The 11739-nt window shown below is 60.5% G+C and carries 11 protein-coding genes; 7 read left to right on the top strand and 4 right to left on the bottom strand.

What is annotated here, in order from left to right; all coding sequences use genetic code 11:
- Positions 1 to 145: 145 nt before the first annotated feature.
- The 4 genes from ACU680_RS11415 (at position 146) to ACU680_RS11430 (ending at position 4668) form a co-directional block, all read left to right on the top strand.
- Positions 146 to 649 carry a polysaccharide deacetylase gene (locus tag ACU680_RS11415; RefSeq protein WP_367082515.1) on the top strand — a complete coding sequence of 168 codons (504 nt, stop codon included), beginning with the start codon at positions 146 to 148 and terminating at the stop codon, positions 647 to 649.
- Positions 650 to 831: 182 nt separating this feature from the next.
- Positions 832 to 2760: a RecQ family ATP-dependent DNA helicase gene (locus tag ACU680_RS11420; RefSeq protein ID WP_448179494.1), complete on the top strand. Its 1929-nt coding sequence runs from the start codon at positions 832 to 834 to the stop codon at positions 2758 to 2760.
- Between the two features lie 221 nt (positions 2761 to 2981).
- A complete protein-coding gene (locus ACU680_RS11425; RefSeq protein WP_448179495.1) occupies positions 2982 to 4205 on the top strand; it encodes a 3-hydroxyacyl-CoA dehydrogenase in 1224 nt (407 codons plus the stop codon).
- 31 nt (positions 4206 to 4236) lie between these two features.
- Positions 4237 to 4668 (top strand): acyl-CoA thioesterase, encoded by a 432-nt coding sequence (locus tag ACU680_RS11430; protein ID WP_448179496.1) that lies wholly within the window; start codon positions 4237 to 4239, stop codon positions 4666 to 4668.
- A gap of 103 nt (positions 4669 to 4771) precedes the next feature.
- On the opposite strand, the gene ACU680_RS11435 is transcribed toward ACU680_RS11430, so the two are convergent.
- The 3 genes from ACU680_RS11435 to fdhD all read right to left on the bottom strand — a co-directional run bounded on the left by ACU680_RS11435 (position 4772) and on the right by fdhD (position 8785).
- Positions 4772 to 5254, bottom strand: coding sequence for a glycine zipper domain-containing protein (locus tag ACU680_RS11435; protein WP_007964672.1), 483 nt, complete (start codon positions 5252 to 5254; stop codon positions 4772 to 4774).
- A 346-nt stretch (positions 5255 to 5600) separates the two neighbouring features.
- Complete coding sequence (locus ACU680_RS11440; protein ID WP_448179497.1) at positions 5601 to 7949, bottom strand: FdhF/YdeP family oxidoreductase; 2349 nt, start codon at positions 7947 to 7949, stop codon at positions 5601 to 5603.
- On the bottom strand, positions 7946 to 8785 hold the full coding sequence (gene fdhD / locus ACU680_RS11445) for a formate dehydrogenase accessory sulfurtransferase FdhD (RefSeq protein WP_047600939.1): 840 nt from the start codon (positions 8783 to 8785) through the stop codon (positions 7946 to 7948). Before fdhD ends, ACU680_RS11440 begins: the two co-directional genes overlap by 4 nt.
- A 235-nt stretch (positions 8786 to 9020) precedes the next feature.
- Here fdhD and lysM point away from each other — a divergent pair, with 235 nt between their 5' ends.
- Positions 9021 to 9461: a peptidoglycan-binding protein LysM gene (gene lysM / locus ACU680_RS11450; protein ID WP_123585632.1), complete on the top strand. Its 441-nt coding sequence runs from the start codon at positions 9021 to 9023 to the stop codon at positions 9459 to 9461.
- A gap of 112 nt (positions 9462 to 9573) precedes the next feature.
- On the opposite strand, the gene yrfG is transcribed toward lysM, so the two are convergent.
- Positions 9574 to 10236, bottom strand: coding sequence for a GMP/IMP nucleotidase (gene yrfG, locus ACU680_RS11455; protein ID WP_448179498.1), 663 nt, complete (start codon positions 10234 to 10236; stop codon positions 9574 to 9576).
- 88 nt (positions 10237 to 10324) lie between these two features.
- Between yrfG and nudE the strand changes: the two genes are divergently transcribed.
- The gene (nudE, locus tag ACU680_RS11460) at positions 10325 to 10891 is read left to right on the top strand and encodes an ADP compounds hydrolase NudE (protein ID WP_400760027.1); all 567 of its coding nucleotides are present in this window, start codon (positions 10325 to 10327) and stop codon (positions 10889 to 10891) included.
- 11 nt (positions 10892 to 10902) lie between these two features.
- The gene (gene cysQ / locus ACU680_RS11465) at positions 10903 to 11730 is read left to right on the top strand and encodes a 3'(2'),5'-bisphosphate nucleotidase CysQ (protein ID WP_400760024.1); all 828 of its coding nucleotides are present in this window, start codon (positions 10903 to 10905) and stop codon (positions 11728 to 11730) included.
- Positions 11731 to 11739: the final 9 nt, after the last annotated feature.

The raw sequence follows: 11739 nt of genomic DNA on the forward strand, positions 1-11739 counted from the left end.
TTTTGCGGCTTTTTTGCGGTGAAACCCCTAGCGCAGAAATTTCCTACGGGATTCACACGCGTTTCTTGGCAAATCTATGTATGGTGCGCGCCAGAATTTGTAGGACGTTTCCAAACGTCCGATACGCGCTTAAAGGGAATTGAGTATGCAGTGGCTACGTATGGCCTCGATTTTATTGCTGTGGGCCAGCGGTTGCCGTTTGGCCATGGCGTCTGATGCCGGCAACGGCTGGATGTTTGCCGACCTTGAACGCACCGGTTGGCCCGATGCGCTCTCCAGCCAGACCGGCATCGATACCGCCTCGCGCGCCGAGGTGTTGATGTTCGGCAGGGCCTTGCTCGCCAGTGAAGCGCTGGACGAGGTGGGGCTGGAGCAGCGACTGGGTGTGCCGCATGTGCAGCTCAAGTCGATCAGGCAGGTGCGTGACGGTCTGTGGGATCGTTTGTTGAGCACCTATCGCAACGCCAGTCTGGACTGTGACGGGCAACCGTTCTGCCCGCGCGTGCGCAGTGTCGCGGAACTGCGGCAGTTGGCGGCAGCTTTCACCGGTGACATCAGCCCGGCCCATGCAACGTGGGCGAGCAAGAGCCAGGGCGTGCATGAGCTGGTGTTGAACGAGCAATTGCGAGTGGCGGTTTTAAAGCCGTGAATTGTTTGTTTTTGTTTTGTTCCACGGGGCCTCTTCGCGAGCAGGCTCGCTCCTGCAGTGGACCGAGTTGTCTGCGCCATTGGCTGTATCATCCCGAATTGAATTGACCCCGGCCTTTTCTCGACTCGCTGCGATCGCCCGCTAGGCTGTTGGCATTACAGCGGTCAACGGAGTGACAGCGCATGCACAACACCCTGGAACAGGTTTTCGGTTATCCACAGTTTCGACCCGGGCAGGAAGCCGCGATCAGCGCGGTACTGGCGGGACGTTCGGCGGCAGCGATTTTCCCCACCGGGTCCGGCAAGTCGCTGTGCTATCAAGTGCCGGCGCTGTTGCTGCCGCATCTGACCCTGGTGGTCTCACCACTGTTGGCGTTGATGCAGGATCAACTGGCATTCCTCAAGCATCACGGCATCAGTGCCGGCAGCATCGATTCGGCACAAAGCCGCGATGACGCCAATGATGTGATGGCTCGCGCCCGTTCGGGTGAACTGAAGATTCTGATGATCTCGGTGGAGCGCCTGAAGAACGAGCGTTTCCGCAACTTTTTGCAGCAGGTGCCAATCTCGCTGCTGGTGATTGACGAAGCGCATTGCATCTCGGAATGGGGGCACAACTTCCGCCCTGACTATCTGAAACTGCCGGACTATCAACGCCAGTTCAACATCCCGCAAACCCTGCTGCTGACGGCCACGGCGACGCCGAAAGTCATCGCCGACATGCAAGCCAAATTCGCCATCGCCGCCGAAGATGTGGTGATCACCGGTTTCTATCGCCCCAACCTCAATCTGCTGGTGGAGCCGGTGCGTGGCCAGGACAAGCGCCGGCGCCTGGTGGATTGGATGAGCGAGCGCCCGGGCCAGCCGAGCATCGTCTACGTCACGTTACAGAAAACCGCCGAGCACATCGCCGAGCATCTGGGGCGCAACGGCATACAAGCCGAGGCTTATCATGCCGGGTTGCCCAATGATCAGCGCGAGGCGATCCAGAAGCGCTTCATGGCCGGGCAGTCCAATTGCATTGTCGCGACCATTGCCTTCGGTATGGGTATCGACAAGAGCGACATCCGCAACGTGGTGCATTTCGACCTGCCGAAATCCATCGAGAACTACAGCCAGGAGATTGGTCGCGCCGGACGGGACGGACAGCCGTCGGATTGCCTGGTGCTGGCCAACCGCGACAGCCTCAACGTGCTGGAAAACTTCGTCTACGGCGATACCCCGGAGCGCGAAGGGATTCGTTGTGTGCTGGAAGAAATGCAGGCTGCCGCAGCCGAAGGGCAGTGGGAGTTTCTGCTCGGGCCACTGGCTGATCAGAGCAACATTCGCATGCTGCCGTTGAAGACTTTGCTGGTGCAAATGGAGTTGCGTGGTTTCATCGCGCCGCGCTATGCCTATTACGCCGAATACCGTTTCAAATACCTGCTGGAACCGGAAGCGTTGCTTGAGCGTTTTGAAGGTGAGCGCAGGGATTTTGTCGCAGCGATCATCCAGACTTCCAGCCGCGCACGTACCTGGGCCACGGTGAATTTCGAGGCGATGTACACGCAGTATTCGGCTGAGCGCAATCGGGTGGTCAAGGCGCTGGACTACTTTCAGGAGAAGGGCTGGGTCGAGCTTGAGAGCAAGCAGATGACCGAGGTCTACAACGTGCTGCACAGCGATTTCGACAGCGCTGTGCTGAGCGCCGAGTTGCACGAGTACTTCACCCGGCATGAACAGACTGAAGTCGCGCGGATTCACGCCATGCTCGAACTGTTCGCCACTGAGCGCTGCCTGGGTTATCGCCTGGCCGAGTACTTTGGCGACCACAATGCGCCCGAGCGCTGCGGGCACTGTTCGGTGTGCCACGGTAATGTCGCGCGGCTGCCGGCACCTCCCGGGTTGCCAGCGCTTGTGGATAAGAACTTCGCGGCGTTGTGCGGTGATTTTATCCACAAGCACCAGCAGCACACCGGCAGTTTGCCAACGGCCGAGCGCCTGACGCGGTTCCTGTGCGGGATCAGTGTGCCGTTGTTTACAAGGCTCAAGGCGCGGGCGATCACCGGGTATGCGGCGCTGGAAGAGTATCCGTACGCAGAAGTCCGCAGTTGGGCTCAAGAACACCTCTGATATGTCTGTAGGAGCTGCTTAAGGCTGCGATCTCTTGATCTTGCTGTTGAAAAATCAAGATCAAAAGATCGCAGCCTTCGGCAGCTCCTACAGGGAGCGGTCTCAGGGCGATCAGGGCTTATCCATGCGCTGAATGCCGATCATCACGGTAATAAACTTCAAAAACGTCCAGTGCCTGACTATGGTGAAGGCTGTCTTCGGATCGCCAACAAGAGAACAACATGAGCCAGACAACTTTCGATATTCAGCAAGCTGCCGTGATTGGCGCGGGCACCATGGGCCGCGGTATTGTCATGTGCCTGGCCAATGCCGGCATCGCCGTGCAGTGGGTCGATAACAATCCACAGATGCTCGAACAGGCGCTGGGCACGGTGGCCGACACTTATGCCCACAACGTGCGCCAGGGACGGATTGATCAGGCCGAGGCGGACGCGCGTGTCGCGCGGGTCAGCGTGGCGGCGGATTATGCAGCGATCCGCAATGTCGATCTGGTGATCGAAGCGGTGTACGAAAACCTTGAGCTCAAGCAGACGATCTTTCGCGAGCTGGATGGCCTGCTCAAGCCTGAGACGTTGTTGGCGAGCAACACCTCGGCGCTGGATATTGACGCGATTGCCGCTGCAACAAAACGTCCATCGCAAGTGCTCGGCCTGCATTTCTTCAGCCCGGCGCACATCATGAAGCTGCTGGAAATCGTCCGCGGGGCGCAGACGTCGCCAGCCGCACTGGAAGCGGCGCTGGCGCTGGGCAATCGCATGGGCAAGGTCAGTGTGGTGTCGGGCAACTGCCACGGTTTTATCGGCAATCGCATGTTGCATCCGTATGTGCTGGAGGCGCGCAAGATGTTGCTCGAAGGCGCTTATCCACACCAGGTCGATGCGGCCTTGCAGGGCTTCGGTTTCGCCATGGGGCCGTTTCGCATGTACGACGTGGTCGGCATCGATCTGGAATGGCGAGCCCGTGAGCTGGCCGCCAAGGGGCAGGATGCGCCAGAGGTTCAGGTCGACAACCGTTTATGCGAACTGGGGCGTTTCGGGCAGAAGTCCGGCAACGGTTACTACCACTATGAGCCGGGTAGTCGACAGGCCGAGCATGATCCCGAGGTCGATGCGCTGATATTGAGCGTCAGCGAAGGCCTCGGCTTTCAGCGCCGCGAGATTGGGTCCGAGGAGATCCTCGAGCGCTGCCTTCTGGCGCTGGTCAACGAGGGCGCGAAAATTCTGCAGGAAGGCATTGCCGAATCGGCGCATGACATCGATCAGGTGTACCTCAATGGCTACGGCTTCCCGGCGGACAGAGGCGGCCCGATGGCCTGGGCGGACGATCAGGGGCTGGCGGACATTCACAAGCGCTTGCTGGCGCTGGAGACGCGACAGGGCGATCAATGGCGGCCGGCGCCACTGATTGGCGAGCTGGCGGCGCGAGGCAAAGGTTTTTACCTTTAGACTGGACAGATAACTCAAGGAGTCGATACCGATGTCCAGCACCATGGCGCAACGCGCCGATTACCCGCATTTCCAGCCGATCACCACCCGCTGGCACGACAACGATGCTTATGGCCACGTCAACAACGTCACCTACTACAGCTTTTTCGATACTGCCGTGAACACTTACCTGATTCAGGTCGGTGGCCTGGATATCCACGACGGCGAGGTGGTGGGTTTCGTCGTGAGTTCATCTTGCGATTATTTCGCCTCGATCGCGTTCCCGGACCTGATCGAGATCGGTCTGCGGGTCGGCAAGCTGGGTAACAGTTCGGTGCAATATGAACTGGCGGTGTTCAAGGTCGGTGAAAGCGAGGCGTGTGCAGCGGGGCGTTTTGTCCATGTGTTCGTGGATCGGGCGAGCAATCAGCCGGTACCGATTCCTGGCCGGTTGCGTCAGGCTCTGGAGCGTTTGCTGGTGTGATAACGCAAAAAAGATCGCAGCCTGCGGCAATTCCTACAGGGTTCGACTGTAGGAGCTGCCGCAGGCTGCGATCTTTTGATCCGTTGCCCGCCAGGCTCAGCAATCAGCGGTGGTTGTAATACCGGTGATGCTTGCGATGGCCGTAGGCATGGCCGCGACCACGGTGGTCGTCGCGGTAGTAGCGACGGTGATCACGATCGCGATCGTAATGACGGTCGTCCTCGTTGCTCTTGTTGCCCATGTAGTTGCCCAGCGCGCCACCGGCGCCGCCACCTGCTGCGGCGCCGATCAGGCTGCCGGTGGTGCCGCCCATGCTGCGGCCGACCACGTTACCGCCGGCTGCGCCCAACGCACCGCCAATGGCCGCTTCGCCACGGCTGTGTTTGTTGGCGCCGACCGCGCTACCACCCGCGCCGCCCAGGGCTGCGCCAATGGTTGAACCTGTGCTGCCGCCTAAAGACTGACCGACGACCGAGCCAAGAACCCCGCCCAATGCGCCGCCCACACCTGCTTCGGTGGTGCCTCCGGCAGAAGCGAAGCCACTGACCAGGCCAAGGGACAACAAGAGAATCGAGGAGAACTTCATAGAGGAGCCTCAAAGGGATGACGGCGCGATCCTGAGGCTGTGTAACAAGGCTGACAATCGAAATCCGACGAATAACACGACTTGTATACAATTATGCAAGTTACTGTTTTGTATGCGGAACTTAAGCGATTTTCGCCGGTCTTTAGCTACTTCGGACAGGCCGCTTTTGTTAAAAAGCGGCCTTTTTTGTGGGCGTTTGAAAGTTTCAGGAAACAGAGACTCAACACAAATTCTGTGGCGAGGGAGCTTGCTCCCGCCGGGCCGCGAAGCGGCCCCAAAAAATGCAAACGGAGGCAGTCCTGCGGCCTCCAGCGGGAGCAAGCTCCCACGCCACAGGGCAGCGTCTTTAAGCGGACTTGGCCATGATCAACCCGGTCTCACTCGCCGCCTCAAGGCGGATCGCAATGAACTTCGATGTCGGCGTATGACTGCCATCCCCGGTGCTTTCCAGCGGCACCAGCGGATTCACCTCAGGGTAATAAGCCGCGGCCTGCCCCGCCGGGATATCAAACGCGAGCAAGGTAAAGCCCTTCACCCGACGCTCACGACCATCGTCCCAGATCGACACGATGTCGGCCTTCTGTCCCGGGCGGAAGCCCAGGCGAATGATGTCGGCCTCGTTGGCGAACAGCACATCGCGCTGACCCTTGACCCCACGATAACGGTCGTCGAGACCATAGATCGTGGTGTTGTACTGATCGTGGGAGCGCATCGATTGCAGGATCAGATCCGGCAGTTGCCCGGTGGCGCGGGTGCGTTCATGCACCAGATCCTTGGGCAGCAGGTTCGCGCGGAAGTTGGCCCGGCCTGAAGGGGTGTTCCACTTGCGCGCACCAGCGCTGTTACCGAGGTAGAAACCGCCCGGGTTCTTGACCTTCTCGTTGAAGTCCTTGAAGCCCGGAATGGTGTCGGCGATCAGGTCGCGGATGCGCCGGTAATCGGCCACCAGCCAGTTCCAGTCCACCGGTTTGCTCCCCAGCGTGGCGGCGGCGATGCCGGCGATGATCGCCGGTTCCGAGCGCATCTGGTTCGACAGCGGCTGCAACTGGCCGTTGGAGGCGTGGACCATGCTGAACGAGTCTTCCACGGTGACCGCCTGCGGGCCTTCGGTCTGGATATCGATGTCGGTACGGCCCAGGCACGGCAGGATCAGCGCGTCTTTACCGTGGGCCAGATGGCTGCGGTTGAGCTTGGTGCTGATCTGCACCGTCAGGTCGCAATTGCTCAGCGCCGCGAAGGTGCGCGGGCTGTCCGGGGTCGCCTGGGCGAAGTTGCCGCCCAGACCGATGAAGACCTTGGCGCGGCCCTCGGCCATCGCGTGGATCGCCTCGACCACGTTGTGCCCGTTGTCACGCGGCACCTTGAACTGGAAGCGCCGTTCCAGCGAGTCGAGGAACGCCACCGGTGGACGCTCGTTGATGCCCATGGTGCGGTCGCCCTGCACGTTACTGTGACCGCGCACCGGGCACAGGCCTGCGCCGGGTTTGCCGACGTTGCCGCGCAGCAGCATCAGGTTGGCGATTTCCTGGATGGTCGGCACCGAGTGGCGATGCTGGGTGATGCCCATCGCCCAGCACATGATCACGTTCTTGCCTTTGGCGTACATGCGCGCCGCTTGCTCGATCTCGACCAGGGTCAGGCCGGATTGCGCGACGATTTGCTCCCAAGGCGTGTCATCGACCACGCCGAGATACTCCAGCACGTTGGTGCTGTGGGCATTGAGAAAGTCGTGATCGAACACCGCAGGTTCACCGGCCTTCTGCGCATCGCGCTCCCACTGCAGCAGGAACTTGGCCATGCCGCGCAGCACCGCCATGTCGCCGCCCAGTGCTGGACGGAAGTACGCGGTGTTGGTCGGCTTGTCGCCGTTGGTGAGCATTTCGATCGGATGCTGCGGGTGTTGGAAGCGTTCCAGACCGCGCTCTTTCAGCGGGTTGATGCACACCACTTGCGCGCCGCGCTTCACCGCTTCACGCAGTGGTTCGAGCATCCGTGGATGATTGGTGCCGGGGTTCTGGCCCCAGACGAAAATCGCGTCGGCGTGTTCGAAGTCGTCGAAGGTTACGGTGCCTTTGCCGACGCCAACGCTCTGCGCCAACGCCACACCACTGGCCTCGTGGCACATGTTCGAGCAGTCCGGGAAGTTGTTGGTGCCGTAGGCGCGCACGAACAGCTGATACAGGTACGCCGCTTCGTTGCTGGCACGGCCCGAGGTGTAGAACTCGGCTTGATCCGGACTCGACAGCGCTTGCAGGTGTTTGCCGATCAGGGCGAAGGCATCGTCCCAGGCGATGGGTTTGTAGCGGTCGGTCTCGGCGTCGTAGACCATCGGCTCGGTCAGGCGGCCCTGGTATTCAAGCCAGTAGTCGCTCTGCTCCAGCAACGACGTGACGCTGTGTTTGGCGAAGAACTTGCCGTCCACCCGACGCTTGGTCGCTTCCCAGTTCACTGCTTTGGCGCCGTTCTCGCAGAACTTGACCATGCCGCTCTCCGGCGAATCGCCCCAGGCGCAGCCCGGGCAGTCGAAGCCGCCGTTCTGGTTGGTCTTGAGCATCATGCGCAGGTTCTTCAGCGCGTTGTCGCTGGTCAACCACGCCTGGGCCACGCTGATCAGCGCACCCCAGCCGCCGGCTGCACCTTTGTAAGGTTTGTAGCGCGGGACAGGTTTCTGGTCGGCTTGATGATGTTGGCTCACGCTTGATTCTCCATCGCTGGGCTGTAGACCCGCGGCGCATTCTTCTGCGGCAGGTGGATGAGATTGAGGTTGTGGCGACGGGCCCATTGCACGGCAAGGCCCGTGGGCGCGGACAGGCTGACCAGAGTCTGGATGCCGGCGCGTAAAACTTTCTGGATCAATTCGAGACTGCAGCGACTGGTGACAATCGCCAGACCGCCTTCGGTGGAAATCTTCTGCCGGATCAGCCCGCCGATCAGTTTGTCGAGGGCGTTGTGCCGGCCGATGTCTTCACGGCCCAGCAACAACTCACCACTGGCGTTCATGAACACCGCCGCGTGGACTGCGCCGCAGTGCTGACCGAGCGGCTGAAATGCCCCGATGCGCTGGCGCAGACCGTCGAGCCATGCGGCGGGCGGCAGCGGCGCGCCGGGCAACACCTTGAGGTCGGGCAAGGCCTGTTCCACCGCTTCGACGCCACACAGCCCGCAACCGCTGGTGCCGGCCAGTTGTCGGCGCTGCTGCTTGAGGTTCCAGAACGCGCGGTTGGCGATAGTCACTTGCGCGTATTGCGCGGAGCCTGCGCCGGTCAGTTGCAGGTCATAGATGTCGCTGGCGTCTTCGATGATGCCGCTGCCGAGGCTGAAACCGACGATGAAGTCTTCCAGATCCGTCGGCGTTACCAGCATCACCGCCTGACTGATGCCGTTGTAGGCGATCGCCAGCGCGACTTCCTCGGCGAGCGCGGTGCTGGCCGATTCCACGAGGGGCAGATCGCTGTAGCTGTAGGTCTGGCTGGCGGCGGGCGCGGGCGTTTCGAGTGCAGGCGCCGCGCAAGTTGGGCGCTTGGCGTTCATGGCATCACCGACGGATTGATCAACGCTAAGACTAGGCGCGGCAACTTGTCGCGTCTAATCGGTACTGTCGATCTATTGATAGATGGCGTCGATCAAGCGGCTGCCGGTATTGGCGCGCCGGCACACCAAGGCTTTGAACACGCGGCGTTGCCGGGTCATTGGTCGGTCTGGAACCGGGTTCGGTAAAGGTGGTCTAGGCTTTGATGTCTGGAATCCCAATCAAGGAGTGTGCGCTATGAGTCTGTTGAGCTTTGTGAAAGAAGCCGGTGAAAAGCTGATCGACCTGCTGACCCCGGGCAATGCCAATGCCAGTGAGCAGTTGAAGGAACATATCAGCAAGGTCGGGTTAGGCAATCCGAATGTTCAGGCAACCGTGGACGGCGACAAAGTGACCGTTACCGGTGAGGTAGCGAGCCAGGAGGAGAAGGAAAAAATTCTGCTGGCGGTGGGTAACATTGCCGGTGTTGGCAGTGTTGACGACCAGATTACTGTGACAGGGCCGGTAGTAGTGGCTGCGGAATTTGTCGAGGTGAAGGCAGGTGACACGCTCAGTGCGATCTCCCTGCGGGTATATGGAAATGCCAACCAGTACCAGAAAATCTTCGACGCCAACAAACCGATGCTCAAGGATGTGAACAAGATCTATCCAGGCCAGAAGCTCCGTATTCCGAAGTAATGACCACGCTGTGGCGAGGGAGCTTGCTCCCGTTCGGCTGCGCAGCAGTCGTGAACATTTAGGGCAGCTTCGCGGCCCATCGGGAGCAAGCTCCCTCGCCACAGTGGTGTTGCTAGAGTCCCCGAATCAAATCGCGGTAGTCTTCAACCGCCGCAAACTCGGCGGTGTCCTTCGGCCCTTTACGGCTGTCCGGCTCCTTGACCGCCAGCAGATGCGCGACACCAAAATGGCGCGCACTGCGCAGGATCGGCAACGTATCGTCGATGAACAGGCTGCGTGCCGGATCAAAGTCGATATCCGCCCGCAAGGCATCCCAGAACTGCGGATTCTCCTTGGGATAACCGTAATCGTGCGAGCTGATCAGCCGCTCGAAGTACGGCGCCAGTTCGATCCGTTCCAGTTTCAACGACAGTGAATCGCGGTGGGCGTTGGTGATCATGATCACCCGTTTGCCGGCTTTTTTGATCGCCTGCAGAAAGGTGTCGGCATCCGGACGCAGCGCGATCAGGTGCGCGGTTTCCAGTTTGAGTTCACGCACCGAGAGCTTCAACTCGGTACTCCAGAAATCCAGGCAGTACCACTGCAGTTGTCCGGCATGACGCTCAAACAGCGGCTGCAATTCCATTTCGGCCATGGCCCGGCTCACCCCGTGCAGTTCGGCGTAGCGCTGCGGCAGGTGTTCCAGCCAGAAATGGTTGTCGAAGTGCAGGTCCAGCAGCGTACCGTCCATGTCCAGCAGGACGGTATCGATGTCAGACCACGGTAAAGAAGGCATGGCAACGTCTCGAGCGGTAGAAAGATATCCGACACAAACAATCGGGAAAGCCGCGTTATAGTAGCGCGTTCACGCCAAGGAGCTTTGCATGCGCCAGAAACCCACTGTACTCGCCCGCGAGATCGTCGCCACCAGTCGTCTGTTTTGCGTCGAAGAACTGAAGCTGCGTTTTTCCAATGGCGTGGAACGCACCTACGAGCGTCTGGTCGGCAAAGGCGCGGGTTATGGCGCGGTGATGATTGTGGCGATGCTCGACAGCGAGCACGCGGTGCTGGTCGAGGAATACTGCGGCGGCACCGACGAATACGAACTGTCCCTGCCCAAAGGCCTGATCGAGCCGGGTGAAGATGTGCTGGCAGCGGCCGAGCGCGAGCTCAAGGAAGAGGCCGGTTTCGGCGCGCGCCAGCTGGAACATCTGACCGAGTTGTCGCTGTCGCCCGGTTACATGAGCCAGAAGATCCAGGTGGTGTTGGCCACCGACCTCTACGAGGAGCGTCTGGAGGGCGACGAGCCGGAGCCGATGCGCGTTGACAAGGTCAACTTGGGTGAGCTGGCGGCGCTGGCGCAAAACCCGCAATTTACCGAAGGCCGTGCCCTGGCGGCGCTGTATCTGGCGCGTGATCTGCTGACGCAGCGCGGGTTCTTTCGGTCGTGAGTGAGATATCGATGAAGTTTCCGCATCCGTTGATGGCGCCAGTGGTTGAGCTGGCATTGCAGGCTGGCGAGGCGATCCTGCCGTTCTGGCGCGCTGACGTGGCGGTCACCGCCAAGTCCGATGACTCACCGGTGACGGCGGCGGACATCGCTGCGCACCATGTGATCGTTGCTGGGCTGACCGCGCTGGACTCCAGTATTCCGATTCTGTCCGAAGAAGATGCCGACATCCCGCAGAGCGTGCGTGCCGGGTGGCAGCGCTGGTGGCTGGTGGATCCACTGGATGGTACCAAGGAGTTCATCAGCGGCAGTGAGGAATTCACCGTCAACATCGCCCTGATCGAAAACGGTCGGGTAGTGTTTGGCGTGGTGTCGATGCCAACCAATGGGCGTTTCTATGTCGGCGGAGCCGGTCTCGGTGCGTGGCGTGGGGACAAAGGTGGTTCGCCGGTGGCGATTGAGGTGCGTGAGGTGCTCGCGCCCGGTGAAGCGTTCACCGTGGTGGCGAGCCGTCGGCACTCGAGTCCGGAGCAAGAGCGGCTGCTTGCCGGTTTGAGCGCCAGCCTGGGCGAATTGCAACTGGCGAACATCGGCAGTTCGCTGAAGTTTTGTCTGTTGGCTGAAGGGGCGGCGGATTGTTATCCGCGATTGGCGCCAACTTCGCAGTGGGACACCGCAGCGGCGCAGGGCGTGCTCGAAGGTGCCGGCGGCGAGGTGCTGGATCTGCAGGGCGAAGCGTTCTGTTATCCGGCGCGGGAATCGCTGCTCAATGAGTTCTTTCTGGCGTTGCCGGCGAAGGCGGCGTGGCGTTCAAGATTGCTGGAGCTGGCGCGCTCATAAGATCAAAAG

The organism is Pseudomonas sp. LF020 (assembly GCF_053456425.1).

What these genes read in the sequence shown, in the direction of transcription:
- ACU680_RS11415 (WP_367082515.1), top strand. Translation starts at nt 146, where the DNA reads ATGCAGTGGCTACGTATGGCCTCGATTTTATTGCTGTGGGCCAGCGGT.
- ACU680_RS11420 (WP_448179494.1), top strand. Translation starts at nt 832, where the DNA reads ATGCACAACACCCTGGAACAGGTTTTCGGTTATCCACAGTTTCGACCC.
- ACU680_RS11425 (WP_448179495.1), top strand. Translation starts at nt 2,982, where the DNA reads ATGAGCCAGACAACTTTCGATATTCAGCAAGCTGCCGTGATTGGCGCG.
- ACU680_RS11430 (WP_448179496.1), top strand. Translation starts at nt 4,237, where the DNA reads ATGTCCAGCACCATGGCGCAACGCGCCGATTACCCGCATTTCCAGCCG.
- ACU680_RS11435 (WP_007964672.1), bottom strand. Translation starts at nt 5,254, where the DNA reads ATGAAGTTCTCCTCGATTCTCTTGTTGTCCCTTGGCCTGGTCAGTGGC.
- fdhD (WP_047600939.1), bottom strand. Translation starts at nt 8,785, where the DNA reads ATGAACGCCAAGCGCCCAACTTGCGCGGCGCCTGCACTCGAAACGCCC.
- lysM (WP_123585632.1), top strand. Translation starts at nt 9,021, where the DNA reads ATGAGTCTGTTGAGCTTTGTGAAAGAAGCCGGTGAAAAGCTGATCGAC.
- yrfG (WP_448179498.1), bottom strand. Translation starts at nt 10,236, where the DNA reads ATGCCTTCTTTACCGTGGTCTGACATCGATACCGTCCTGCTGGACATG.
- nudE (WP_400760027.1), top strand. Translation starts at nt 10,325, where the DNA reads ATGCGCCAGAAACCCACTGTACTCGCCCGCGAGATCGTCGCCACCAGT.
- cysQ (WP_400760024.1), top strand. Translation starts at nt 10,903, where the DNA reads ATGAAGTTTCCGCATCCGTTGATGGCGCCAGTGGTTGAGCTGGCATTG.